The 26,050-nt window shown below is 60.1% G+C and carries 21 protein-coding genes, 1 pseudogene and 2 CRISPR repeat arrays; of the genes and pseudogenes, 1 reads left to right on the top strand and 21 read right to left on the bottom strand.

Annotation, left to right across the window (positions count from 1 at the left end):
- Positions 1–71: 71 nt before the first annotated feature.
- From IPP03_04540 to scpB, 21 genes and pseudogenes are all read right to left on the bottom strand, one after another.
- On the bottom strand, positions 72–1,040 hold the full coding sequence (locus IPP03_04540) for an IS5 family transposase (protein MBL0351963.1): 969 nt from the start codon (positions 1,038–1,040) through the stop codon (positions 72–74).
- 98 nt (positions 1,041–1,138) lie between these two features.
- Positions 1,139–1,586: a CRISPR direct-repeat array (repeat unit 36 nt; unit sequence GTCTTAATCCCTTTTATTTCAGGGCTGGATTGTTAC).
- A gap of 95 nt (positions 1,587–1,681) precedes the next feature.
- Positions 1,682–2,650 carry an IS5 family transposase gene (locus IPP03_04535; GenBank protein ID MBL0351962.1) on the bottom strand — a complete coding sequence of 323 codons (969 nt, stop codon included), beginning with the start codon at positions 2,648–2,650 and terminating at the stop codon, positions 1,682–1,684.
- 102 nt (positions 2,651–2,752) lie between these two features.
- A CRISPR array of direct repeats spans positions 2,753–4,171; the repeat unit is 36 nt; unit sequence GTCTTAATCCCTTTTATTTCAGGGCTGGATTGTTAC.
- A gap of 83 nt (positions 4,172–4,254) precedes the next feature.
- Positions 4,255–5,196, bottom strand: a pseudogene (cas6, locus tag IPP03_04530) (CRISPR system precrRNA processing endoribonuclease RAMP protein Cas6).
- Positions 5,172–6,356: a TIGR02221 family CRISPR-associated protein gene (locus IPP03_04525; GenBank protein MBL0351961.1), complete on the bottom strand. Its 1,185-nt coding sequence runs from the start codon at positions 6,354–6,356 to the stop codon at positions 5,172–5,174. Before IPP03_04525 ends, cas6 begins: the two are co-directional and overlap by 25 nt.
- Complete coding sequence (gene csx16, locus IPP03_04520; GenBank protein MBL0351960.1) at positions 6,353–6,664, bottom strand: CRISPR-associated protein Csx16; 312 nt, start codon at positions 6,662–6,664, stop codon at positions 6,353–6,355. The genes IPP03_04525 and csx16 overlap by 4 nt, the downstream gene beginning before the upstream one ends.
- Positions 6,661–6,804 carry a hypothetical protein gene (locus IPP03_04515; protein MBL0351959.1) on the bottom strand — a complete coding sequence of 48 codons (144 nt, stop codon included), beginning with the start codon at positions 6,802–6,804 and terminating at the stop codon, positions 6,661–6,663. The genes csx16 and IPP03_04515 overlap by 4 nt, the downstream gene beginning before the upstream one ends.
- Positions 6,801–7,979, bottom strand: a complete 1,179-nt coding sequence (cmr6, locus tag IPP03_04510) for a type III-B CRISPR module RAMP protein Cmr6 (GenBank protein ID MBL0351958.1) — start codon at positions 7,977–7,979, stop codon at positions 6,801–6,803. The genes IPP03_04515 and cmr6 overlap by 4 nt, the downstream gene beginning before the upstream one ends.
- A gap of 2 nt (positions 7,980–7,981) precedes the next feature.
- Positions 7,982–8,356 (bottom strand): type III-B CRISPR module-associated protein Cmr5, encoded by a 375-nt coding sequence (cmr5, locus tag IPP03_04505; GenBank protein ID MBL0351957.1) that lies wholly within the window; start codon positions 8,354–8,356, stop codon positions 7,982–7,984.
- A 10-nt stretch (positions 8,357–8,366) separates the two neighbouring features.
- Positions 8,367–9,254 (bottom strand): type III-B CRISPR module RAMP protein Cmr4, encoded by an 888-nt coding sequence (cmr4, locus tag IPP03_04500; protein MBL0351956.1) that lies wholly within the window; start codon positions 9,252–9,254, stop codon positions 8,367–8,369.
- Between the two features lie 20 nt (positions 9,255–9,274).
- On the bottom strand, positions 9,275–9,676 hold the full coding sequence (locus tag IPP03_04495; protein ID MBL0351955.1) for a PIN domain-containing protein: 402 nt from the start codon (positions 9,674–9,676) through the stop codon (positions 9,275–9,277).
- A gap of 2 nt (positions 9,677–9,678) precedes the next feature.
- A complete protein-coding gene (locus tag IPP03_04490; protein ID MBL0351954.1) occupies positions 9,679–9,927 on the bottom strand; it encodes a hypothetical protein in 249 nt (82 codons plus the stop codon).
- A 12-nt stretch (positions 9,928–9,939) separates the two neighbouring features.
- Positions 9,940–10,965, bottom strand: coding sequence for a type III-B CRISPR module-associated protein Cmr3 (locus tag IPP03_04485; protein MBL0351953.1), 1,026 nt, complete (start codon positions 10,963–10,965; stop codon positions 9,940–9,942).
- A complete protein-coding gene (cas10, locus tag IPP03_04480; GenBank protein ID MBL0351952.1) occupies positions 10,962–13,925 on the bottom strand; it encodes a type III-B CRISPR-associated protein Cas10/Cmr2 in 2,964 nt (987 codons plus the stop codon). The genes IPP03_04485 and cas10 overlap by 4 nt, the downstream gene beginning before the upstream one ends.
- A gap of 3 nt (positions 13,926–13,928) precedes the next feature.
- On the bottom strand, positions 13,929–15,278 hold the full coding sequence (locus IPP03_04475) for a DUF2442 domain-containing protein (GenBank protein MBL0351951.1): 1,350 nt from the start codon (positions 15,276–15,278) through the stop codon (positions 13,929–13,931).
- A gap of 78 nt (positions 15,279–15,356) precedes the next feature.
- Positions 15,357–16,451: a TIGR02584 family CRISPR-associated protein gene (locus IPP03_04470; GenBank protein MBL0351950.1), complete on the bottom strand. Its 1,095-nt coding sequence runs from the start codon at positions 16,449–16,451 to the stop codon at positions 15,357–15,359.
- Positions 16,452–16,458: 7 nt separating this feature from the next.
- Complete coding sequence (locus IPP03_04465; GenBank protein MBL0351949.1) at positions 16,459–16,773, bottom strand: CRISPR-associated endonuclease Cas2; 315 nt, start codon at positions 16,771–16,773, stop codon at positions 16,459–16,461.
- Positions 16,770–17,732: a CRISPR-associated endonuclease Cas1 gene (cas1, locus tag IPP03_04460; protein MBL0351948.1), complete on the bottom strand. Its 963-nt coding sequence runs from the start codon at positions 17,730–17,732 to the stop codon at positions 16,770–16,772. The genes IPP03_04465 and cas1 overlap by 4 nt, the downstream gene beginning before the upstream one ends.
- Before the next feature lie 16 nt (positions 17,733–17,748).
- A complete protein-coding gene (locus tag IPP03_04455; protein ID MBL0351947.1) occupies positions 17,749–18,036 on the bottom strand; it encodes a CRISPR-associated endonuclease Cas2 in 288 nt (95 codons plus the stop codon).
- A 154-nt stretch (positions 18,037–18,190) separates the two neighbouring features.
- Positions 18,191–19,558 carry a 3'-5' exoribonuclease gene (locus tag IPP03_04450; GenBank protein MBL0351946.1) on the bottom strand — a complete coding sequence of 456 codons (1,368 nt, stop codon included), beginning with the start codon at positions 19,556–19,558 and terminating at the stop codon, positions 18,191–18,193.
- A gap of 9 nt (positions 19,559–19,567) precedes the next feature.
- Positions 19,568–20,788: an HD domain-containing protein gene (locus tag IPP03_04445; GenBank protein ID MBL0351945.1), complete on the bottom strand. Its 1,221-nt coding sequence runs from the start codon at positions 20,786–20,788 to the stop codon at positions 19,568–19,570.
- Positions 20,789–20,976: 188 nt separating this feature from the next.
- Positions 20,977–21,756 carry a methylmalonyl-CoA decarboxylase gene (gene scpB / locus IPP03_04440; protein MBL0351944.1) on the bottom strand — a complete coding sequence of 260 codons (780 nt, stop codon included), beginning with the start codon at positions 21,754–21,756 and terminating at the stop codon, positions 20,977–20,979.
- Between the two features lie 251 nt (positions 21,757–22,007).
- Between scpB and purL the strand changes: the two genes are divergently transcribed.
- Positions 22,008–25,967: a phosphoribosylformylglycinamidine synthase gene (purL, locus tag IPP03_04435; protein ID MBL0351943.1), complete on the top strand. Its 3,960-nt coding sequence runs from the start codon at positions 22,008–22,010 to the stop codon at positions 25,965–25,967.
- Positions 25,968–26,050 lie beyond the last annotated feature (83 nt).

Genomic DNA, 26,050 nt, shown 5'->3' with positions numbered 1-26,050 from the left:
AGGCATCGCTTATATAACAATGGCTTGCTTTCGCGATTTTCAGTATGAATTCCCCCTATCCCCATCCTGATTCATGCCGCAGGCGCAATTTGCCCAGCGCGGACGGATTTCGGCATGCCGAGGTAGGTGAACTGGTTGATGATTGCCACTCGAACATGGCTCTCGGCAACCTGCCGGTCAAACTCGCGGGAGAAGAGTCGACCGCCCAATTGCTTGAGCCGATACATCATGTTTTCGGCAATGCTGCGTCGGTGGTAGCCGGAGGCTTCCTTCCATCCCGCTCGCCCTTGGGTTTCGATCTCGGCCAGGAGGGCATCGCGCGGATGGTCATTCCCCCAAAGCACAGCACCCTCGCGAGGCGGAATCGTTACCCTGGCTTCCCGCTGACGAATGGCGGCGTGCGTCCCTTCGGTATCGTAGGCGCCATCCGCCGAGACTTGACCGACGTCACCGTCGACTTGTGCCAACAGATCAGGGAAGACTTCGCTGTCGTGCCAGTCCGCCGTCGTCACTTCAATCCCGATGATGTCCTTGGCCGTCTCATCGACGGCCAGGTGAATCTTGCGCCAAGTGCGGCGTTTGCCGACACCGTGTTGGCGAACCTTCCATTCGCCTTCCCCGAATATCTTCAGCCCGGTCGAGTCGACCACGACATGCGTGGCGCCAACTCTCGGACGCCGGGGAATCTTGACTTCCAGCGTCGCCGCCCGGCGCGACATGTGGGTGTGGTCCGGCACCGGCAGGTCCAGCGCACACAGGCGCATCAGCGATTTGAGCAGACCTTCGGTCGCCCGATAGGGCAGACGGAACAGGGTCTTGAGCGTCAGGCAGGTTTGAATCGCGACCTCCGAGTACGTGCCCGGTTTGCCTCGACCCACCGGACGCGGCGGCTTCCAGGTCTTGGCCACGCTGTCCTCGTCAAACCAGATCGTCAGGTTGCCGCGATTGACCAGCGCACGGTCGTATTCCGCCCAGTTCTTCACCCGGTAGCGGTATTTCACCTTCGCCGGGCTGTCGTCTATCCTGGTCTTTGCTGCCATCTGAAGTCCTCTTTCGCTTCAAAACCCCACCACAGGGCAGTGCATGACATTATATTGCGCCAACGCCGCTTCAAGCGCATATCCCGTATGGACGGGAGGTCTTAATCCCTTTTATTTCAGGGCTGGATTGTTACCTTCAGCGCAGCGGATGCAGTGCGGCAATTGGTCTTAATCCCTTTTATTTCAGGGCTGGATTGTTACAGGCAAAGCCGCGAGGTAACGCTCGCGGTTGCCGTCTTAATCCCTTTTATTTCAGGGCTGGATTGTTACCCAGGGCCGAATGGAATAAAGCTGCCAGGAAAGTCTTAATCCCTTTTATTTCAGGGCTGGATTGTTACGTTTAAAACTTCTTGACTAATGGAGCATGACGGAGTCTTAATCCCTTTTATTTCAGGGCTGGATTGTTACGAATGAAGAATGTCTACAACGGCGCCGATCGTGGTCTTAATCCCTTTTATTTCAGGGCTGGATTGTTACGTGGCACGCCAGGGAAATATATGGAGTTGGTCCGTCTTAATCCCTTTTATTTCAGGGCTGGATTGTTACGGCGCGCGGCGTTGGTGCACTATTAGGCATCGCTTATATAACAATGGCTTGCTTTCGCGATTTTCAGTATGAATTCCCCCTATCCCCATCCTGATTCATGCCGCAGGCGCAATTTGCCCAGCGCGGACGGATTTCGGCATGCCGAGGTAGGTGAACTGGTTGATGATTGCCACTCGAACATGGCTCTCGGCAACCTGCCGGTCAAACTCGCGGGAGAAGAGTCGACCGCCCAATTGCTTGAGCCGATACATCATGTTTTCGGCAATGCTGCGTCGGTGGTAGCCGGAGGCTTCCTTCCATCCCGCTCGCCCTTGGGTTTCGATCTCGGCCAGGAGGGCATCGCGCGGATGGTCATTCCCCCAAAGCACAGCACCCTCGCGAGGCGGAATCGTTACCCTGGCTTCCCGCTGACGAATGGCGGCGTGCGTCCCTTCGGTATCGTAGGCGCCATCCGCCGAGACTTGACCGACGTCACCGTCGACTTGTGCCAACAGATCAGGGAAGACTTCGCTGTCGTGCCAGTCCGCCGTCGTCACTTCAATCCCGATGATGTCCTTGGCCGTCTCATCGACGGCCAGGTGAATCTTGCGCCAAGTGCGGCGTTTGCCGACACCGTGTTGGCGAACCTTCCATTCGCCTTCCCCGAATATCTTCAGCCCGGTCGAGTCGACCACGACATGCGTGGCGCCAACTCTCGGACGCCGGGGAATCTTGACTTCCAGCGTCGCCGCCCGGCGCGACATGTGGGTGTGGTCCGGCACCGGCAGGTCCAGCGCACACAGGCGCATCAGCGATTTGAGCAGACCTTCGGTCGCCCGATAGGGCAGACGGAACAGGGTCTTGAGCGTCAGGCAGGTTTGAATCGCGACCTCCGAGTACGTGCCCGGTTTGCCTCGACCCACCGGACGCGGCGGCTTCCAGGTCTTGGCCACGCTGTCCTCGTCAAACCAGATCGTCAGGTTGCCGCGATTGACCAGCGCACGGTCGTATTCCGCCCAGTTCTTCACCCGGTAGCGGTATTTCACCTTCGCCGGGCTGTCGTCTATCCTGGTCTTTGCTGCCATCTGAAGTCCTCTTTCGCTTCAAAACCCCACCACAGGGCAGTGCATGACATTATATTGCGCCAACGCCACGGCGCGCTATGAAGGGTGCCTCGACGCTCCGTTGTCTTAATCCCTTTTATTTCAGGGCTGGATTGTTACGGTCCGAACGGAATAAAGCTGCCAGGTAATATGTCTTAATCCCTTTTATTTCAGGGCTGGATTGTTACACTACGGAGGCAAGGGCTACACTACGCACAAGGTCTTAATCCCTTTTATTTCAGGGCTGGATTGTTACCGAGCTACGTCGACAAGGTTGAGAACAATTCCGTCTTAATCCCTTTTATTTCAGGGCTGGATTGTTACGGCACTGAATTCGCGAGACTGCGCTGGCGCCCGGTCTTAATCCCTTTTATTTCAGGGCTGGATTGTTACTCCGTCACGCTGGATGCGGAGATCGAACAGAGTGTCTTAATCCCTTTTATTTCAGGGCTGGATTGTTACTTACTGCCCTGCGCGACCGCTTCGGCATCCCCGGTCTTAATCCCTTTTATTTCAGGGCTGGATTGTTACCCAACTGAGGGATGTATCCGTGAAACCACAACGGTCTTAATCCCTTTTATTTCAGGGCTGGATTGTTACTACAGCCGCTTCTACAAGAACAAGCCGGCCAATATGTCTTAATCCCTTTTATTTCAGGGCTGGATTGTTACATGACCGCCGGCCGCAAACCGGTGGCAATGCCGTCTTAATCCCTTTTATTTCAGGGCTGGATTGTTACCCAAGGAGCTGCACAAGCTCGCCAGAGAAAGCTTGTCTTAATCCCTTTTATTTCAGGGCTGGATTGTTACCAAAGGCTGCTTGCCCACAAGAGCGAACAACTCGGTCTTAATCCCTTTTATTTCAGGGCTGGATTGTTACCCGCTTCCCTACCCGCAGACGCCCGAGAGCGCGCGTCTTAATCCCTTTTATTTCAGGGCTGGATTGTTACAAATGGTGAGTGTGGTGTTACGCGAGGCGTCGGCGTCTTAATCCCTTTTATTTCAGGGCTGGATTGTTACGTTACCACTGGGACTGTGATTATCAAGGATACTCCGTCTTAATCCCTTTTATTTCAGGGCTGGATTGTTACTAAAAAGCGGCCAGCGCACCGGCCGCCGAAGTTGTCTTAATCCCTTTTATTTCAGGGCTGGATTGTTACCTAAACCGTTCGCAACTCCGTCTGCTGGTCAAGTCTTAATCCCTTTTATTTCAGGGCTGGATTGTTACGGTGAACGAATCTGGGTCCGGCTTCAATCCGGGTCTTAATCCCTTTTATTTCAGGGCTGGATTGTTACAGTATTGGCTAGACTACGTTGATGGCGAGTCAAGTCTTAATCCCTTTTATTTCAGGGCTGGATTGTTACGTTGGCAACGCCGCGCAACGCGCTCGCCTTACCGGTCTTAATCCCTTTTATTTCAGGGCTGGATTGTTACTGTGGGCAGTGTCAATGTCAGGCGGCTTTTCAGGTCTTAATCCCTTTTATTTCAGGGCTGGATTGTTACTGCGGTACATCAACTTCATTTTGCAAATCAAGGGCCTGGCGGCTGCGTTCCGGGTCTTCCGGAGAAGGCGCGGGCTTGTGTGTCAGCACGTAGCGTCCGAGGCCGAAAACGGTTTCCTTGCCGAGGTGCAGCCATTGGCCGAGGTGCAGGGCGGGAATGAAGGGGGCGAGGTTGCCGCGCAGCGTCCAGCGACCCACGACGCCGCCCAGTTGCATGAGTTTCTGCTGGCGCGAGGAGCGGCGCGTCCAGTCCTGCCATTTGAGCTGTTTTTCGCCGTCGACCGCGGCAGCCGCGATTTTGAGCGCCAAAAAATCCCAGCTGGGGGCGCCCATGCCGTGGAATTCGGCCATCAGGCTGGCCCGCCGGACGCTGGCCATGAGCAGGACTTCCGCGGTGAGGCGGTTGGGTGGCAGCGCGCGCCCGTTTTCCTGCAGGCGCAGCGGGCTGAGCAGATCAAGGGTGATCCGGTCGACGCCGGCGGGGGGTTGCGGGGCGGCTGTTTCATGTTCCATGAAGTTGCCGGATTCCGGGGTGTAGATAGTGTGTTCGCTGCCGTCGAGGGCAAGCTGGCCGATGGCGGCCAGTTCGGCCCGGCCGTCGCCGGGGCCGATGCCGCTGTGCAGGGCATGCCGCCAGGCGAGCGCGATGAGCGGGAGTTCGCGCAGGGCGCGGCCGACGAGCACCATGTCGAAGTAATGGCTTTCTCCCGTGGCCAGGTGTCGCGCGCCCCAGCCAGCGGGTTCGATGACGTAGGGGGCGGGCGGCTGGCTGAAGTTTTGCAGGCGATGGGCAACCGGCGGCGGGGCAAAAATTGCCGGGTAGGGGCAGGTGCCGTGCAGCGGGCAGCCCGAGCATTCCTTTTGCCGCGTCATGCAGGCAAGTTTGCGCAGCGCATGCCCGAACGCGCCGCGCAGCGCGGAACCGGGCCATTCGGGCAGGTTCAGTGGCGTCGTGGCGCGCACGTGGAAGCGGTAGCGGGCGAGGGGGAGCATGGTCAGGATTAACGCAGGGCTTTTTCCAGCCATTTGCGCAATTCGCTTTCGTGGCTGGTGAGTTTCTTGATAAACGCGGCGCTCTTGCCCTGGTTGCTGTCCATGGTGCCGTGGGCAAGGGCATTGCGCAGGTTTTTCAGGGTCGAGAAGTTTTCCGGTGACTCCGTGGTCAGTGCCTTGGCCTTTTCGCTCAGGTAAGTATCCGCTTCCTTGCGGGCTTCGTACTCGTTCAGGTCACCGCGCGTCTGCGCCGAAATAAACGATTCATAGCCAAACTGCGCGGCGCGCAGGTAGTCGGCGCGGCCAAGGTAGTCGATAGCCAGCCGCCGTTCGCGCTCTGCACGATCCTTGCCTTTGCGCCATTCGGTGCGTTGATTGAGCAGCGGCAGGAAGAGCTTGCCGGCGGCGCTCATCGCCGCACCGGCATCGATTTTCTGCATGGCGGATGTCAGTTTCTGGCTGCCGAGCGAGGCGTTGGCGACGCGCTCGAGGAAGGCGGCTTCGGCGAGCAGGTCGCCGGGGAGTTTCTCGTCGTTGAAGAGCGACCGAAAGGCGCCGTAATCGCCATCCTTGTTGAAGTTTTCGAGGGCGCGGATCCACTCGTAGAGCTTGAGCAAGCCATCGAGCCTGAGTACGGGGGTCCGGTTATCCTGGGTTTGTTCCAGGGCGCCGTAATAGATGGCATCAATGCGGATTTTGGTGACTGCCCGGAGGTAGAAAACGGAGAGCAGCCCGAGCATGGGCAGGTGGCGCAGCGCGTGCGTGATGTCGAGAATGATGCCCTGGTCGCGTGGAAGGTTCTGGGTAATGGCGAGGAGAATGGCGACCTGTTCTTCGTCATTGACGCCATAAGGAATCAGGCGCAACTCGAATTTGCGTTGATCGTTCCGGTTCAGCATGCGCTCGACGGCATCAAGCAATGGCTGGTCGACCCGGTCGGCGGCCACGGCGCTGGCGAGTTCTTCCCAGCGCTCGTCTTCGCCCTGGGTGTCGCCTTGTTCGAGAATCAGGGCGTCCCACATGCTGCCGGAGGTGCCGAGGATGCGCACGGTTGCGACATTTTCCACGTCGGCCAGGGCGAGACCGAAATACGAGGTTTCGCGTGTTTGATCGTCGGCAAAGCAATAGCAGGCCTTGCGGTAGCCGCCGTCGTGGGCCTGGCCTTTGCCAAGGAAGGTAATCAGTGTGCTCATGCCGCGGTTTTCCCGGGTTTTTCGGCGTTGACCGTGAAAGCCTCTAGGCGGGCATTGAAGGCGGCAAGTTCTGCGGTCGACAGCTCGCGCCCGCGGGCGTGCGCCGGCAGATCGAGGGAAAGATTGACGTAGCGGGCGCCACGTTCGCAAACCGCGGCAGCCAGATGCACGGGCAGTGAGCCGATGACGGTGTCGCCGGCTTCGATCAGCGCCGGTTCGAGATGGACGCAGTGGCGATCGATGTGCAGGCCGCGCTCCAGCGCCCATTGCCGGGCGCCGGGGTGGCGGGTGATGAACCAGGTGGTCATGGGGTGTCGTCCCAGGCTGCGTCCAGGTCGTTATCCCAAATCTTTGCCATGACGGGTTGTTGAGCCGCTTGCAGGTCAAGGTGTTCGCTTGCTTCTTCAACGGTCTCTGGCGGCAGGGCTGGTGGCCTTTCTTCACTCATGAGATTTCCAGGAATGATTTCACGGTGAGGGTCATTTGATACGGCTCGTCTTTTTCCGGCCTTTTCTTCTCGGATTTTTCGCGCCACTGGTTGCTGGCTTTCATCATGGCCTGAAGCCGTTCGGCAACGTTCCGGGCTTCTTCGCCTGCCCAGCGTTTGCCCTTCAAGGCGTTAAACAAGGCTTTAAGTTCGGATTGATCTCTGGGCTTTGCATCCAGCACTTCCTGGACGCTGCGGTCAAACGGCGAAAGTTGCTCCAGCTCGGCTTGTTTCTGCGCGGCCTGGTCTTCTTTTTGCTGTTTTTCGGCTTTCTCGGTGGCTAATTTTTCAGCCGCTTCCTGAGCCCTTTCATCGAGCGTCATCCGGCCATAGCCGACCGCCGTCTTGGCCCCGAAACCCAGCCATTTTCCGGCGTGTTCAAAGGCGGATTGAATCAAGGCTTGCCAGCTTTTCTGTTGGGCGGGCGTCAGAAAGGCCGGGTTGCATTCCACATAAAAGGCAAAGCGCGCTTTGGCGGTAACCGCAAGAAAAGAAATGGGGGTGGGCGTCAGGCTGGTATTCGGCGTGGCGTCGCCCTGGTAATACTTGCCCAGATGGGGGGTCATGATTTCGACGGTCAGCAGGGGCTTGTCGTTTTTGGCGGATTGTTCCGGGGCTGGGAAAACATCCCAGAAACGCAAGGCGCCTTGCCGCGGGTTGCTGTCACGGGTTTCGTCGTCTTCGCCGGGGCCAAACAGGGCGCGGATGATTTCTTCGCTCCAGCCCTCGCTTTCGCCCCATTCACCACTGGCGAGTTCTTCTGCGGCTTTGCGGATCACGCCTTTAACGCCTGAGCCGGGCAGGTAGGGCAGGCCGTAAGGTGAAAGAAAAGAAAAACCGTTTTCCAGCGGGTGCTCGTTGCCGAGGCCGGTGGCAAAAGGCGCGCTGGCGATGGCGGGGTAGCTAAAAATATTGAGGTTGCCAGCGGCCAGAGCGGCTTGCCGTGCCTCGATTGATTCGAGCAATTGGCGGCTGTGTTGGGGGAGCGGGCAAATTGTGGTTTTCAGTGTTTGAGCTGCCCCGGTACTCAGCTTGCTGAAATTCTCATCCCATCCGGCGTAGTAGAGGCTGAAGCGGTGGCCGGGGGCGGCATCACTGATCTGGGTATGCAGATAATTGGGCGTGGCAATGGTCACGGTCAAGCCCCTAAAGCGGCGGCAAACTGGCGAATCCAGCGCAGGAGCAGCAAGGATTCTTCGGTCGCTTGGCGGTATTGCGAGGAGTCCACTTTGAGTAATTTTCCAATTAACGATTGGAAATCTTTGGCCTGTCCAAAATGCTCTGGGTAACGGGTTGCCAGCCATTCGCGCAGGTGTTTCAGCAGTTCACTGTGTTTTTTGTCCTGCAAGTAACTCAAGGTTTGCATCAGGCCGTTGTTCATGATCAGTGCGGGTGCCGATTTGGCTAGTTTGACGTAATCCTTGTTACACCCTTGAACGCTATCCCAAGCAAATTGGGAACGCCGTTGTTCGAGTGTCATCGCGGGCATCTTGTTGAGGCTGAATGTGCTCATCGTCATCCCCTTATTTCAACGCGGTGATCACAATTTGCCCACGCCCGGTGGTGGCGTCGCCGCCGATCTGGACGAGTTGGCCATCCAGGTTGGGGATGACATGGCTAAGGACGGCTTCAGCCGGGGTTTCCTGCTTGCCGCTACGTTCCTGGCTGGCCATCAGCGGGGCAAGCAGCAGGCTTTCCGGGGGCAGGTTTTCGACATAGAACAGCCCGCCATCCTTGGCGGTGCCGGTTTTGTCGTCAATCTTGACGTGCGGTTCAACCACCGTGGCATTCTTGACGAAGTAGCCAAAATCTTCATCGGAGAGCAGCACCAGATCGGTCTTGATCTTGTTGCGGAAAAAGGCGTGCGCATCGCCTCGTGGCAGCGCGTTGTCGGCGAGCCAGGCGGCAACGGCCTTGAGTTCCGCCGTTTCGCCGGCGGTGTATTCAAAGGCTTCAAGAGCCAATTTGTCGGTATCCAGTAAACCGGCATCGCACACGCTGGCTTTGCCTTCGGCGGGTTGGGCGTTGTTGGCTGGCAAGCTGGGCTTGCCGAGCAAGCCAAGTAGTCGGTTGGCGCGAGCCAAAGCCAGCGGGCAGGTGGCATAGACGTAACCGCGCTTGGCAGAGCGCACGGGGAAAACGACCAGTTGGGCATCGCCAAAACTGACCGCGCCGGCGTAAAGCTCGCCGCCTTCTGGCCCGAACAGACGGTTAAGTAGATCATCCTGCTTTGGCCAGATTTGGGCAAAGCGATGGCGGATGGCGCCCTTGAGGCCGGAACCGGCGAATAGCGGGTATTCGGTATGGCGTTCGCGCTGAATCGGGCTGTCGATCAGGCCGAAGGCGGTGCCTGCACCCATGTGGACGGGGCTGACGGCATAGAGAAACAGGGCGGCTTGGGCTTGGTACATAAAAGTCTCCGAAAGCGGAATCAGTTGAAAGTGACGATGGCTATACGGCCATCGGCAGCTTTTTCCAGGTGGCGGTCATTGGTCCAGAATTCTGCACAGTCGCTGCGTAGCGCGGCCGCAAGGTGGAGTGCATCCGGTGTTTTCAGCCCGTGTTTGGCGCGTAACTCTGTCGCAATGTCAAAAACTTCCCGATCCAGAACAATGCGGCTGGCTGCGGGTTCCGTATAGAAATGATCAAAATGTGAGAGCAGCAGGTGCATGTTTTCACGTAGAGGTTTGACCCGGGTTTCCATCCGGGTGAGTTCGGTCCAGCAAAGCTTTGCACCGTGGCGTTGTGAGAGTTCTGAACGAATCTGGCTTTCATATTGCTGGTGACGTTCGACGAGGAGAATGACGATGCAGGCGTCCAGATAGAGTTGCATGCTCAATCACCCCAGGAGTCACGCTCTTCGCGAATCTGTGCTTCGATTTCTTCGATCGAGCGCCCACTGGGCGGGAGGGTATCCAGCCAGGTAAACAGTTGTGTCAGCGGTTCTACGGCGGGAACAGGGTTCTGCGGGTCTGATTTTGCCAAGACGATGACCTCGGCCAGGCCAGTCGGAAACGAAGCGGGCAGATCAATACTCAGGTGATGGTCAGCATTCACCGTTGTTTCGTATTTATGGGCGTACATGTTCAGTTCTCCTTAAACCCAGGGGGCGATGCGGCAATGGTTGAAGCCTTCGGCACGGCGGGTCGGGTCGTTTAGCGAAAGGCCATTATCAACCAGATTTTTGAGCGTCTGAAGGTCGGCAAGCTTGTCGAACCAGTACACGCTGCCGGTGGGGGCGATGCGTTGAGCGGCTTTGGGTTTGCCGGTGAGTACATCCCAGCCGGAAATGGTTTCGGCCCGGCTAACGGCCGCGGCTTCCAAATGGGCGGGAATGCCTTCCGGTTGCCAGCCGTCGGCAAAAATCCCCGGCGTGGTGAGCAACAAACGGAAGCGGCCTTCTTTTTCGATACGATCCCAGTCGGTTTCCGGCGTGTCTACCGTGACAATGTGTGCGGTTGCAGCGCGGCCGTCGCCGCCCAAACGTACAAGGTCGCCATTGGCGAGTTGGCTTGAATGGCCGGTGCTGGCGGTGATGAAGCCAACGTTCTTGGCTAGCGCGATGGCTTCTGTCGTATAAATTTTGCCGTCGGCGGCACTTCGTCTTTGTGCATCCAAAGCAATCCCCAGGCGGGGGTCGGAGGCCCAGAGTTGGCTGGCACGAACCAGATGGTCTTGTGTGATCGGCAAGCCGGATAACCAGGCTGAAATGCCTTTCCCGTTCAGCCAAAGTCCGCTCTCCGGTTTGCTGGGTTTGTCGGCAGCAAACACCGGTAGCAAGGGCAGCGCGAAGCTGCTGGCAATGCCACCTTCAAGTGGCATCGGCTTGAAATACGTGGCGTTATCCAGTGTTTCGCTGGTGACGATGACATCGGCGGGTAGCGGCCAGAGCGGCTCCGCCGTGCCATCCGGGTTGCGCCTGGCGAGGCCAAAGTGCGTGAGCCGAAAATCAGCCAGGGATTCCACGGTTTCATTTTCAGCCATCAGGCGCGAACGAATCGCCCCTGCCGCCATTGAAGGCCAGGGCGGCATCAGGGCTTCACCGTGCGCGCCAGCGTCGCCAAAGAGTTTGTTGCCGCGCAGGTAAAGGACGTCGTGCGGTTCAAGAAAAAGTGTGTTCATGCCATTTCTCCCATGTTCCCGGTGCGGCTTTCGCGGGCCAGGAATTCGGCAATGCCTAGCAGGTCGCGGATGATCGGGGCCGGTTCGCTTTTGCGTTGGGCGGCGATACGGGAGGCGGTATCGACCAGCAAGCGGGCGGTGGCGGCATTGGCTTCGGCGTTATCTTTGCCGCCTTGCCGTTTGAGCTGATATTCAAGATTGGCAGCGATCATGGCTTGCAGAGGCTGCATGCCGATTTGCCGGGTAGTGGGGAGATCGGTGAGCCAGCCTTGGGTCAGGTAGGCTGCCTTGCGCGAGGTGTTGCCGCTGAAGATGTCGCGCAGCTTGAGCAGCAAGGCCATTGGTGTATCGGTCAGGTTGCCTTCAAGTGCCGTCGGCCAAGTGCTGCCTGGCGTGAGCCAGGGCAGCGTAAGTTGCACGGCGCCGCCGGAGCGTTTGAGCAGGTTGATCGAAAAGGCATCGCGCCCGCCTTCCATCTTGGCGCGCTTTTCCGTTTTGCGCAGTTCGCGCAACACGTTGGCCAGCGGCGCTTGGTGGTGGGCAACCACGGCACCGGCCGAGGCGGTAGCTTTGTTGCCCATCAGCCGCAGCAGCTTGTTATCGAGCAGGGCGTGGCCGTGTTTGAGCTTCGCCATCTTGCTATCGAGCAGGGCGTGGCCGCGTTTGAGCTTCGCCATCTTGCGCTCGCCGAGGACGCCCAGCAGTTCGGCCAAGCCCTCCGCGTCGGGCCAGATGCCGGAATAGGCCAGCCGCAGCAGGAAAAGACAGCGTAGCAGATCGTCGACCGAAACCATCGCCAGTACGTCGTCACCGCCGGCGTAGAGCAACTTGCCTTTGCACAGGTCTTCGACGACATGCCGCGCCATGTGCAAGGCGAAGTCGTTAAGGGCGGCGGAAATCGCCATGTGACGGGCTGGGGAAACGGCGCGATCGGCCTTCAAGTAGGCGTCGAGTTGGGGGAATTTTCCTTGGGCGGCCGCCCGAATCTTTGGGTGCCAGGTTTTGGCGTAGGGCAGGTTGTAGTCTTCTTCGGTGCCGGACAGCCAGGCACCCATTTTGTCGCCGTCGAGCAGGATAAAGGCGTAATAGGCTTCAGGCTTGCAGCCCAGCAGTTTGGCAATTTCCTTTTGCTTGGTTTCGCGCTGCGTATCGTCGTCGTTGTCATCGTCCAGCCAGGCGGGAATGCCTTTGGCCAGTTGGCGGGTTGCTTCACATTTCCCACTCAGCTTGCGCATCAGGCGCAGCGGCAAGGCGGTTGGCGTTTTGGCGGCTTCGAGCAAATTGCTTGGGGCTAGTTTGCCGCCGTCCGCGTCAATCCATTTTTCCAGCGAAGTAGCTAAGGCCATCGTGTGCGTGGAGATGACGTAACGGCCCATGTCTTTGCCGATAACGCTTGAAATCTCGCAAACAAACTGACGTGGCCACAGGCGTTTGAGCATGGCGATGGCGGAAAGGTGTTCGCCTTTGCGAAATAGCCCAGGAAGTGCTTTGGCGGCAGCGTTCCACAGGGTTGGCGCGTCTTTGCGCCCGGTTTTGCCATAGCTGAGTTGGGCGCGGTCAGTGGTCAGCCATTCGGCTTCACCGGTCAGATCACAGCGATAACCTTCATGCCGGGTTTGGCTGAACGGGCGCACGGCTTTGGCGGCTGCGGCAACCCGGTCGAGCAAGTCGTAAATGGCTGGGTAGAGCACGCCGGGGTTTGGCGTAAAAATACGAGCGCCGTCGATCTCAATGGTTTTTGCCAGTACGCGCCAGACTTCGCTGCCGAGAAAACCGGGGGCGTCAATGTTGCCGAGGAAAGGGCGGCTGGCCTTGGCGAGTTGGCTTTGTTCAGCCAGCGCTTTGCCGTCCGCGTCGGCGGTAATCAGGGAAAACGGCACGCTGGCCCAATGCACTTCCGGGAAACCGGCCAATTGCGCGGTCAACTGCGCGTGGCAGGGTAAATCTGGGGTATAGGCGATGCTGGCTTTTTCCAGCAGTTCCTTGAGCATTTCTTGGGTTGTGTTTTTGACCCAGTGACGGACGGCGGTGGTGACTTTGTCGGCCAGCGCAGCGGCTTGATCAGCGGGGACGATGGCGACAAATTTATTGGGCAATGCCGCCATGAAGAGCGGGTTGGCATCGGTTGGGGTGTTGGCCCATTCGGCCTTGGCAAAACGATCTTTGGGCAAGCCGATTGTGTCGCGCAGCCAGAGGTCGACTTGCGGGATGCCGCGCAGTTGTGGAAATAGCACAGCATCCGGGCCGATTTCTGTGGCGATGACTTTCAGCCCCTCCCAAGCCAGGCGCGACAGCAGGTGCGAGCCGGCCCACAGGTCGGAGGTGGTGCGAGCGGCGGCGATAAAATCCTGCACCGGGCCAAAACTCATCGAGAGCAGGGCCGCGTCGTTGTTGGCGTCGGCGGTAAAGGCGGTGGCGAAGGCGCTGGATAAATCGAGGTGCGACCAGATGGTGTGGTCGGGTACGCGGGTATCGGCGGGGAGCATTTTCCAGAGCGTCGGCAAGGTGCTTTGGTCGAGTTCTGGGCCGAAGCGCCAGAAATTGAGTGCGGTTTTGCGGGTGTCGATAACCCCGTTCTCGCTGACGATCAGTTCATCAAAGTGTTGCCCTGAAAGCGCCTTGATGTGGGCAGGGTCGATGTCAGCCAGTTTTATCAGATCGAATTCTTCGCCGGAGAGGGGGTGAATCAGCACGGGCTGTTCTTCAAAGCGGACTTGTGCCCAGCTTTGCCGTCCGCTGCCGCCGAATTGTGGGCGGTCTGCGGCGGCGGCCCAATGGTCGGCGCGTTTCATGGCGGCCTTGATGTCGGCCGGAATGCCTTGCGGGAAAAGGATTTTGCGAAGCTCGCGCACCGTGCCGCCTTCGTGGCCGGCCGGGTCACGCATCAGGACCAGGGATTTTTCTGCCGGGTCGTGCGTCCAGGCGGCGAGTTTGGCCAGCCAGGGATTGGTTTGATTCATGGATCAGGCTCCGAGGCGGGTGAGCGTGGCTTGCTGGTCTAGCCAACGGTGGACGGTTTGCCAGACGGCGACTTGTTGGGCTGCACTCATAGTCGTGGGCAACGGGCAGGCGTGCGGCGTGTGGTAAATGCGGGTGCGGAGTTGGCCGGCTGCATCGCGGAAAAGTTTGAAGCGGAGTTGGTTGACGAGACGCCCGTCGCCCCAATCTGGTTTCTCATCGCCACGTTGCCTCTGTTTGCTAACCTCATGGTGCGTAACCGGATATGCAAGCAAGTGACGCTCCTCCGGTTGGCGGTGCAACTGCCAGTTGTTTTTTCGCTTGCCTTCGTTAGGGTGTGGAATGCCATTCTTGAATGAAATACTTTCCTGCGTCCGAAACCCAATCTTGGTTTGCGCCAGAAACTTCATCGCCGCTTGCCAGTCGCTGAAGGACGCGCTGCTTTCCCAGATCAACGGGCCTTCGCTGTCCTGGCCGATGGCGTGTGGCCAATCGAGTTTCAGGCAGTCGTCCAAGGGGCGCAGCACGCCGGTGAGCGTGCCATGTTGCCGGGTTAAGGTGCTTTGTCCCGACAAACTGAGCGAACCCCAGCCATTGCGTGAACGCCCGCCGAGCGTGCCAAACCAGTCGATGAGTTGCAGGGTTTGTTCTATTTTCTGTGTGGGGTCGTCCGGATAGGCAAGGCTGAGGGTGTTGGTTTCATTGGCTTGCAGGGCTGCGCCGTTTTTGAGCTTTACGCCTTGCTGGAAAATGAGCGGGCCGTAGCCAAGGTAAAGTTGACTGCCAACGGGAAACTTGACTTCCGGGTGCGTCACTTTGGGATCGTTGTCCAAAGCGGTCATTTTCCCTGCATGCCAATGTTCCAGTGCCAATCGCACCAGGCTTTTGGAAAAATCATCATCCAGCCACGCATTGCCAAACAGCTTGCCTTCATTCTGGCGCAGTTGTTCATGGCGATAACCCTGCTCAGGTGCCGCCGCCACCCGCCACCATTCACGCAACATGGCCTTGATCGGCGGCGTGCGCCAGACGCCTTTTTGGTCAGCATCGCCCAGAAAAGCCGGGGCGTTGAGGCAAATCTTGAATTCTTTTTTCAGCATCATGTTCTTTTTTCCGTAACGGGTGACGATGCCTCGTAGCGAGATGTCTTCGTCAATCTCTTCCCAGCGCAGGGCGGTGCCGTTGAGCCGGAGGGTGATTTGTGCAAGCTGTGCCGCGCTTGCCGAGGCCAGCAGCGGAAAGTCATCTACAGGAAAAACGATCTGCTGGGCGTTGCTCAGTCGTAGGGTGATGTTGCGCCCCTCAACCCGGGCGTCTATTGCGTGAAGCCGTGACTCGTTGCTGGTGCGTTCCATTTCGCGCATCGGATTATTCCTGAGTCGTAACGATACCCCAGTTTCCCGTCTGTCATCATGCTGGCAAGCTTGCCATCTTCATTGCCAATGAATTTCATTCGCCTGCAAAAGCAAGCCGTAACGGGTTAGCGGGCGCTGGCCGAGGCTGGCGATCAGGTATGGCGTGGCCGCGAGGCCCAGCGAGTTTTTCAGGATGCGATTGATCTTGGCGCGCTTTTGTTCAAAGAACTCTTTGCTGAAGCCATTTTCCTTCTTCAGCATTTCGGCGGCTTTTTCGTAGTCGACCGCGTCAATGCCCACCACTTGCGCGTACGCGGCGAGAAATTCCCCCGGATCGGCGTCGGTGTGGCGCACTGGTGGCAGGCCGTCGCGGTTGCGTCGGGCAAGCCAGACATACCACGCGAACAACTGCGGAGGCAGGTTGACGGCATGGCGACCGCAATGAATTTGCCGTCCCACCAGATTGATTTTTAGTTGCGGCTTTTCCAGATGCGCCTGGGTGGCGGCGACGGCCTCGGAGAAACTTTGTCGCGTGGCCAGCGCGGCAGCCGGCAGCAGCGGGCGGAGACGGACAAACGGGATTTCGGCGAGCATGACGCGGGCGTCGGCGGTGTGGATGGGTCGGCCGTCACGAGTGTGCAGCAGGCAGGGCACGGCGGGCGGGTAGTAGAAATCGGGCAGCGATTCGAAGGGGTCGGAGACAAGGACGTGCGAGAGTTTGTCCTGGGGCCGGGCGGCGAGCGAGAGACAGTAACCGAGGTAGAAGCCCATGGTCTTGCGGCCACCGGCAATCGAGACATGGAGTTCGCCGGCTGGCTCGGCGGTGAACTCGCTAACCAGGGCATGGATCGTATCCGCCGCCTGTGCATTGTCTTCAGGCGTGCGGATGTCGGAGAGCGGGTTCCCGTTGCGGTCGGCGATGGTGTGAATGTGCGCCGGGGTGAAGGCGATGCCAAGGGCCTGCGGGTAGTCGCGACAGAACGCATGGAACTGGCCGGCGGTCGGGTCGAGAAGGGAAAGCCGGGCGCGTTCGGCGCCTTCCTGGCTGGTGATGAGATGGATTTCATCGGGCACCCAGGCGGGGTCTTGTGCAACGCACAGGGCATAGAGGGTTTCGGTGACGATCTGCGGTGAGAGGCCGGTGACCGCCAGCAGGATACGTTTGGGTGGCATGGCCGGATTATGCCGCGTTGCCGGTGAAAGCGCAGGCGAGCGCTGCCGGCAGGCCGGTCCATTGAATGCCTGCGGGCAGCGTGGCGCGGCCGATACGCTCCTGCAGCCCGCGGGAGGGCAACGGGTAGCAGCGCACGTCGTCGGTTTTGCCGTCGATCAGCATGTCGACCGTGGCAAGGCATTCGGCGACCTGGCGTTCGTTGCCGATGAACAGGAAGATGCTGTATTCGATGGGCATGGCACGATTGACCATGGCCCGATGTACGCGGCCGAGGCGGCGCGGGTCGCTGATGTCGTAGCCGATGATCCAGGCGCGGCTCATGCGCCTTCCCCGGGGACAGGAAGCACCGGGTTGGCGGCGACGGCGTGCGCGATGTCGTGCACGGCTTGCTCCAGTTCGCGGCGGAAGGTTTCGGCCCGCGTTTCATAGGCGGCGTAGTAGCGGCCGCGGCCGGCCTTGCCGAGGAGGCAGCCGCTTTCGGTAGTGGAAAAGTCGCCGCTGGTGAGCGTGCCGTCGCGGAACAGCATCAATGCAAAACGGTCGGCCTGCGGGCGCAGCACTTCCATGACATCGCAGGCGAGCGATTCACGGCCAAAGTCGAGGCAATGATAGAACCCGATGAACGGATCCAGTCCGGCACCATACAGGGCAAGTGTGGCTTCGCCGTGCAGCAGCGTGTAGGTGAGCGACAGGACGGCGTTGAGCGGGTCACGCGGCGGCTGGCGGTTGCGTCCGTGAAAGTTCAGGCTGGCCGGGACGATTTCGGCGAGGGCTTCGAAATAGGCAGCGGCAGCCGCGCCTTCGAGGCCGCGCAAGGTGGCAATGCTTTCCTGGGCATCGACCCGGGCGAGCATGCCGGAGATTCTCTTTTCGCAGACGCTGAGCGGGTAGCGGTGCATCAGGTCGCTGGTACGGCGTTCGCGGATCAGTTCGAGTTGTCCGGAGAGTTTCGCGGCAACGATGGCCCGGGAAAACTTGAGGCAATAGTCGCCATCCAGCGAGAGGCGATATTGGGCGATCCGTCGCGCGGCGTCATTGTGCGGGCGGCCGAGGAGCAGGCTGGGCGTTCCCTTGCGCCCTGAAAGAACGATGACGCCGATGTTATGCTCGCCGAGTTTTCCGAGGAGGCTGGCGCTCAGCTTGATGTCGCCGCGCAGAAAGACGCGGGAGAGCGGCTGGAGCGGCACGGTGCCGACCCGCTCGCCGTTTTCGATGAAGACGAGCGCTTCGCCATCGGCTTTGAGTTCGACATTTCTGCGGTCGACGTAGAGGCTGGTCATGTTCCGGGGCCGCGATTCAGAGAATCATGAAGGCGCCCTGGTGCGGCGGCATGGCCGCCCCAAGGCAGGTGGTTTGCTGGCGTGGATCGAGCTGAAACAGATGGGCGCGATCCTCGTCAAGATTCATGCGCAGGATCAGCCCGACCTGCACGTGGCGCAGTTCGGCGGGTGTCAGCCAGCACTCGAAAAACGATTTTTGACCGCCAATCCTGTAGCCGCGCAGGAAACGGAAAACGCGACTCAGGCGCCTCGGGTTGGCGATGTCGTAGCAAATCAGGTAAAGCGTTCGGGTTGGGGCTGGCATGGGGATATCATAGGCAGGAGAAGCTGCCTGGCGGGCGGCGGCAAGCTTGCCGTGTCCATCGCAGGCGTGGCGGTCTCGTCCTGATCATTTCTGCGGCCGGGTTCCGGCGACAGGGGCTTGCCGGCCTGGTCGCGTTGTCAGTGCCTGCCGGAGCTCACGATAGCGGAATCATCTTCACGACGTATTTGACGAGGATCTTGTAAGTGTCGCGATCGAATGGCGGGTGGCCGGCGGCACGCAGGGCGTAGAGTTCCTCGTCGGATCGGGCGGTGCCGAGGTAACGCCAGGCGTCGATCAGGTGGGCTTCGTCACCTTCACGGATCAGCGCGGGACCATTGAGTGGCCAGGAAACGAGCTTGAGCCGGGCCAGCGCGCCGACCAGGCGCAAGGTGTGTTTGGTAGGCGGTTCGTCGCCGACGCAGGCGCCCGAGCAGCGCTTGATCTGGTAGCCGAAGCACGGTTTGCCGGGGGCGCTCTTTTCCAGACCGAGCAGTGCGTCGCACAGATTATGCTCGGCGGCCAGCGCCCGTAGCACCGTGCCGGCTTCCCTGGCGCTCTTGAACAGGCCGTAGCCTGAAGCATGAATTCCGAAGTCGAGATCGCGCGCCGCGACGAGTTCCGGGCGCAGCCAACCGTTCCCTTCGTCGACCAGTATCCAGGTACAGATGTCGTCGTTGCGGCGCAGTTGGCGGTTATGGGTCGGTTGCAGTTGCTTGACCAGCACCGCCTCCTTGAGCAGGGCGCCGATTTCGCCGGCGGTTTCGATCCAGTCGATGCGCCTGACCTGCTGGGCGAGGTTCATTTCCCTGGCCGAAGCGTGGTCGGCCGAAAAATGTGAGAGCACGCGCTGGCGGATGTCCCTGGCCTTGCCGACATAGAGCGGCAGGTTGTTGTCGGCGTAGAAGAGGTAAACGCCGGGTGTGTCGGGCAACTCGTCGACGATGCCGGCGTCAAGGTGCGGCGGCAGGCTGGGGCGGGCGTTCTGCGCCTTGAGCGCGGCTTCAATTTCGTCATTGCTGCGGTCGACGTGGATTTTTTGCCAGAATTGGCGGATCAGTTGCGCATCGGCCAGCGCCCGGTGACGGGCATTGGCGGCGAGGTTGTGACGCTCGATCAGCGAATCCAGGTTGTGCCGCTTGTGTTCCGGGAACAGTGTGCGCGACAGTTTGACCGTGCATAGCACTGGCGCCCGGAAGGTGACGCCGAGGCGTTTGAACTCGTTCTTCAGGAAGCCATAATCGAAACGCGCGTTGTGGGCGATGAACAGCCGGCCTTCCAGCCGGCGCAGGGTTTCGTCGGCAACATCGGCGAAGGCCGGGGCGGCGGCCACCAGTTCGTTGCTGATCCCGGTCAATTGTTCGATGAACGGCGGGATGCGGGTGCCCGGGTTGACCAGTTGCTGCCACTCGCGCACCGAGCCGTCCTCATCCACTTCGATGATGCCGATTTCGGTGATGCGGTCTCTGGTGGCGGTGGCGCCGGTGGTTTCGAGGTCGACGAAGGCCAGAGTCCGGGCAGTCATCGGTGACGGCTAGATGGTTTGCGTTGCGGCGCGCAAGCTGCTGTCGAGGTCATCGCAGGCGAGGGCGACAATGTCCGGGTCGAGAATTCCCTCGCCGGCGAATTCTCCCAGGGTACGCGAAATTTCGTCCAGCTTCTGCGCGCCGCGGTAGGGACGCACCTGGGCCAGCGCCTGGAAGACGTCGGCGACGGCGACGATGCGCGCTTCGGGTGCCAGGGTTGCGGCCGAGCGGCGGAACGGGTAGCCGTGGCCATTGAGCGCTTCGTGGTGGAAGGCCGCCCATTCGGCGACGGTCTCCAGCCCGGGGACATGGCGCAGGATCTGGTAGGTCTCGAAGCTGTGTCGCTCCATGACCGAGAATTCGGCGACCGTCAGCCGGGCCGGCTTTTCGACGATCTCGTCGGGCACGCAGAGCTTGCCGATGTCGTGCATCAGTCCGGCAATTTCCATCATGGCCAGCGAGTCCGGCGCGAAGCCCATGCGCTCCCCGAGGTAGCGCGACAGTTGCGCGACGCCAAGCGAGTGGGATGCAGTGAAATGACTCTTGGCATCGACGATGCTGGACACCAGGCACGCCACATGGCGGAACTGCGGGAACGCGATGGTGACTCCCCATTGGGGCAGCGCCAGCTCGTTCAGGTAGGTCTGGACGTGGCGTGGCACCAACGCTATCCAGAAAGCCTCGCGCGCGGCTGCCGCGAGGAAGGCATCGACTACATCCGGCTGCAGAATGCCGCCCGCCAGCGCGGAGATCTCGCGGCAGATGTCTGTGCTGTGGAACAGCGGGTTTTCCAGACCGTGCCGCAGCACCAGCCTATCCACCCGGTCGGCCAACTGGATCAGGTTGCTGTCGATGGCATCCGCCTCGCTCAGGTCGGCCGGCAGATCGGTCCACGGCGTGTGGTGGTGGCGGATGGCATTGGCCAGCAGCGACAGGTGAGTGAAGGGCTGCAGAAGTTGGAATGCCCGCTCGCAATGGGCCTGTCTATCCACACAAGGATCGTCCGAAACCAGTCGGCGATGCTCGACGGTGGACGAAACGCCCAGATCATGCAACAGGCAGGCGAAAACAAGGTTGTCCAGCCGTGCTTCGGGCAGGCCCATCAGGGCCGCCGTTTCGCGGGCAATCATGGCGACGCGCTTGCCGTGCTGAAAATCGCTCACCCCGACGAGATCGAGGGCGTCGGAGACGGCAAGCACGGCACTTTTCAGGTTGATCGTGATGGGCATCGATCACTCGGATGGGCAGGGTAAACAGGAAGCATACCATTACCGCGGGACGCTGGAATGGCGTTCGAAACCGGCTGGGCAGAACCGGGCGATGCGGCCTTTTCCATCCTTTGCCAGCGCATCCAGCACTTGTTCACCCAGTCGCGCCGGTAGCCAGTCGATCGCTGCCCGCCCCGGTTGGTGGGTACTCAGGTGCCGGTGAACACCGGTTTGCGCTTTTCCTTGAAGGCGTGAATGCCTTCCTTGTAGTCGTTACTGTCATAGACCACGCGACGCAGACCTTGAATCCGCTCGAAGCCCTGTGGACTCATCGGGTGGGCCCCGGCGAGAATACGCAACTGGTCCTTCATCACGGAAATCGCCAACGGGGCGTTCTGCGTGATTCCCCGTGCCATCTCGTAAGTGAATTCCTCGATCCGGTCGTTGTCGATTACGTAATTGATCATGCCGACCTGCTCGGCGCGCTGGGCGCTCATCGGCTTGGCGGTGAAGGCCATTTCCTTGACCAGGCGATAGGGCGCCGCGTTGAAGAAAGTCAGCACGCCGCTGACGTTGTACGGGACGCCCAGCCGCGAGGGCGTAACGGCGAAGGTGGTGTTCGGTGACGCAACGATCAGGTCGCAGGCGAAGATCGTTTCGCAGGCACCACCCCAAACCGAACCTTCGATCATGGCGATCACCGGCGCCGGAAAAATCTCGATTTCACGGATCAGCGAACGCAGCGGATCGTCCCAGCCCAGCGGGTCGCGCCCATCCACCGGCAATTCCCAGACATCATGCCCGGCCGACCAGACCTTCGCCCCCGGTTTGGCGCGCAGCACGACCACGCGGGCGTGGTCGCGCCGGAATTCGTTCAGCGCCGAGATTATCCCTCCAACCAGTTCGGTCGACAGGGCATTGAGCTTCTCCTTGTGATTCAGGGTGATGGTGCCGATGTGATCGGCAAGTTCGGACTGAACAATATCCATGCTTCTTCTCCTGGGGCTTTCCGTGGATGAACGCGCTGCAGCGGCGGATTGTGGCCCCGCAAAGTAGCACAATACGAACCATACAATCAGACGCTGAAATTCGTGCATTACGGATTCTACGTACCGTCATTGCGCAAGGTGGCCCCAGGAATCGATTCGCCGCTTCAGGTGCGCTCCCCGGTCAACCCGGGCTGCCCCATGTCGCCTCGGGTATAATTTGGGCCTCTCCGCCTGACCCGACTTTTCTTTTCATGGCCGACATTATTTGCCTCAAGGGCGACGCCGCGTTTTCAGCGTTTCGTCTGCAGCACCTGCAAGCCCGCCTGGTGGCGGCCGTGCCGGATATCGAATCGGTGGTGGCCGACTATTGGCATGTCGTGGCACAGAGGCGTGTCCTGACCGCCGAAGAGCGCGCCAAGCTGGCAACGCTGCTGGAAGAGAAGCCGGCCGCAGTTGAAGTCGGCGAACTGTTCCTCGTGGCGCCGCGCATCGGTACAATTTCACCGTGGTCGTCGAAGGCGACGGATATTGCCTGGAACTGTGATCTGGATGCCATCGAGCGTATCGAGCGCGTCATTGCCTTCCATGTGTTGGTCAAGGGTGGTCGTGCCCTGAATGCCGAAGAAAGGAAAGCCGTCGCCGGCCTGCTTCGCGATCGCATGACCGAATCAGTGCTGCCCGGCTTCGAGGCCGTTGGCGAACTTTTCCGCCATTTCGCGCCGAAGCCGCTGGCTACGGTCGACGTGCTTAAAGGGGGAAAAGCCGCATTGGTTGAAGCCAACAGTTCGCTCGGCCTGGCGCTGTCGGATGATGAAATCGATTACCTGCTCGACATCTTCACCCAAACCGGCCGCAACCCGACCGACGTCGAACTGATGATGTTCGCCCAGGCCAATTCCGAACATTGCCGCCACAAGATTTTCAACGCTTCGTGGGTGATCGACGGCGACGCCAAGGACAAGACGCTGTTCGGCATGATCCGCGAAACGCACGCCGCCAATCCGCAAGGCACGGTGATGGCCTACGCCGACAATGCGTCGATCATCGAAGGTGCGACCATCCAGCGTTTTTACCCGGATACCGACCGCGGCTATTCCTACAAGGAAGAGTTGACCCACATCCTGACCAAGGTCGAAACGCACAATCACCCGACGGCGATCTCGCCGTTCCCCGGCGCCGCCACCGGCTCGGGCGGCGAAATCCGCGACGAAGGCGCCACCGGCAAGGGCTCCAAGCCGAAGGCCGGCCTCTGCGGTTTTTCGGTCTCCAATCTGAACCTGCCGGAGGCGCCGCAGCCTTGGGAAAAGGCTTACGGCCGCCCGTCGCGTATCGCTTCCGCCCTCGACATCATGCTCGAAGGCCCGATTGGTGCCGCTGCTTTCAATAACGAGTTCGGCCGCCCGAACCTGACCGGCTACTTCCGTACCTATGAACAGGACGTGGCCGGCGTGGTCCGTGGCTACCACAAGCCGATCATGATTGCTGGCGGCCTCGGTTCGATTCAGGCCGAGCAGTCGTTCAAGCACGAAACTTTCCCGGTTGGGACGAAGTTTGTGCAACTCGGCGGCCCCGGCATGCTGATCGGCCTCGGCGGCGGCGCCGCCTCTTCAATGACGGCCGGCGTCAATGCTGAAGATCTCGATTTCGCCTCGGTGCAGCGCGGCAACCCGGAAATCCAGCGCCGCGCCCAGGAAGTCATCGACCGCTGCTGGCAATTAGGAAGCCCGAAAGGCGACGGGCAAGAGGCGGGCGATGGGAATCCGATCTTATCGGTGCACGACGTCGGCGCCGGTGGCATTTCAAATGCCCTGCCGGAACTGGCTCACTCGGGCGGTGTCGGTGCCATTTTCGATCTGCGCAAGGTACCGACCGAAGAGCCGGGCATGTCGCCGGCCGAAATCTGGTCCAACGAATCGCAGGAACGCTACGTGCTGGCCATTCCGCCAAGCCGTATCGCCGAATTCCAGGCCATGTGCGAGCGCGAGCGCTGCCCGTTTGCCGTGGTCGGCGAAGCGACCGGCGATGGCCATCTGACCGTGACCGACGCCCATTTCGGTGTCAATCCGGTCGACATGGAAATGGAAGCCCTTTTGGGCAAGCCGCCGCGCATGACGCGCGACGTGACGCGCCAGCCGGAAACCTACGTTTCCTTCGACGCCACCGCCATCGAACTCAAGGATGCCGCCTATCGCCTGATGCGTCTGCCGACCATCGCCGACAAGACCTTCCTGATCTCGATTGGCGACCGTTCCGTCGGCGGCATGACCGCCCGTGACCAGATGGTTGGCCCGTGGCAGGTGCCGGTGGCCGACGTTGCGGTGACAACGATGGGCTACCAGGGTTATCTCGGCGAAGCCTTCGCCATGGGCGAGCGCATGCCGCTCGCTGTGTTCGACGCCCCGGCGTCCGGCCGCATGGCGATTGGGGAGGCACTGACCAACCTGGCTGCCGCCGATGTTGGTGAACTCGGCAAGGTTAAACTCTCAGCCAACTGGATGGCGCCGTGTGGTGTGCCGGGCGAGGATGCCAGACTGTTCGACACCGTCGAGGCGGTTGCCGAGCTGTGCAAGGCAATCGGCGTGTCGATCCCGGTCGGCAAGGATTCGCTGTCGATGCGTACCGCCTGGGAAGACGGTGGCGTAAAAAAACAGGTCGTCTCGCCCTTGTCGCTGGTCGTCACCTCGTTTGCCGCGGTCGACGACGTGCGCAAGACCAAAACGCCGCAACTGGCTGTCGATCAGGGTGAAACCGAATTGCTGCTGCTCGATCTCGGCCAGAACCGCCTCGGCGGCTCCTGTCTGGCTCAGGTTTACAACGCCACCGGCAACGATGCGCCGGATGTCGACGATCCGGCCAAGCTCAAGGGCCTGTTCGACGCCGTGCAGAAGCTGAACCGCGACGGCCTGCTGCTCGCCTACCATGACCGTTCCGACGGCGGCCTGTTCGTCGCCGCCTGTGAAATGGCCTTCGCCAGCCGGCGTGGCGTGTCGCTGGACCTTGACGGCATTTGCTACGACGCCGGTGCCGGCGATGTCGATGGCTCCGAAAAGCGCCCTGATCTGCTGGCCGGCCGCGATTTCGAGAATGTCGTCGGCGTTTTGTTCAATGAAGAACTCGGTGCGCTAATCCAGATTCGCCGTTCTGATCGCGAAAAGGTCACACCTATCCTGCGTGCCTGTGGCGTGCCTTACCACTTCATCGGCATGCTGAACGAGTGGGACGAAATCCGTGTTACCCGCAACGCCAAACGCGTGCTGCGCGAAAAGCGCGTTGATCTGCAGCGTGCCTGGTCCGAGACCAGCTACCAGATGCAGGCCATGCGTGATAACCCGAGCTGTGCCCAGCAGGAGTTCGACCGGATTCTCGACGTCACCGACCCCGGCCTGACGCCTAAGCTAACTTTCGATCCGCAGGACGATTTCACCAAGGTCTATCAGGACATCAGCGGTCGACCGCGCGTCGCTATCCTGCGCGAGCAGGGCGTCAACAGCCATTACGAAATGGCCGCCGCCTTCGACCGCGCCGGTTTTGCTACGGTCGACGTCCATATGAGCGACATTTTGGCCGGTCGGGTTAGCCTCAAGGACTTCAAGGGTTTGGTTGCCTGCGGCGGTTTCTCCTACGGCGACGTCCTCGGCGCCGGCCTCGGCTGGGCGCGAACCATCCTGATGCACGACGGTTGTCGCGACGAATTCGCCACCTTCTTTAACCGCAAGGACACTTTCGCGCTGGGCGTCTGCAATGGTTGCCAGATGATGAGCGCGCTGAAGTCCATCATCCCCGGCGCCGAGCACTGGCCGGCCTTCCGGCGCAACCAGGTCGAACAGTTCGAGGCGCGCTTCGTCATGGCCGAAGTCCTCAATTCTCCGTCGATTTTATTCGCCGGTATGGAAGGCTCGCAAGTGCCGATCGTCGCTTCGCACGGCGAGGGCAGGGCGGTGTTCGATAACGTCGACGATCAGACCAAAGTGCTGTCCGCTCTGCGCTACGTCGACAACAAGGGCGAACCGACCGAGGTTTATCCCTACAACCCGAACGGTTCGCCGGACGGCCTGACGGCGGTGACCACGGCCGACGGTCGCTTCACCATCATGATGCCGCACCCGGAACGCGTCTTTCGTACCGTACAGATGTCTTGGTACCCGGAAAACTGGGGTGAGGATAGCCCGTGGATGCGCATATTCCGCAACGCGCGGCGCTGGGTCGGCTAGGAAACCTCCAGCGAATGGACAAAGGCGGCTCCGGCCGCCTTTGTTGGGTTCAGCCCGGCAAGGGCCGCTCGCGTCTTCGACTG

It is taken from the genome of Candidatus Dechloromonas phosphoritropha, assembly GCA_016722705.1.
In the GTDB taxonomy this organism is placed as follows: Bacteria; Pseudomonadota; Gammaproteobacteria; order Burkholderiales; family Rhodocyclaceae; genus Azonexus; species Azonexus phosphoritrophus.
This window is presented reverse-complemented; position numbering and strand designations above follow the sequence as displayed.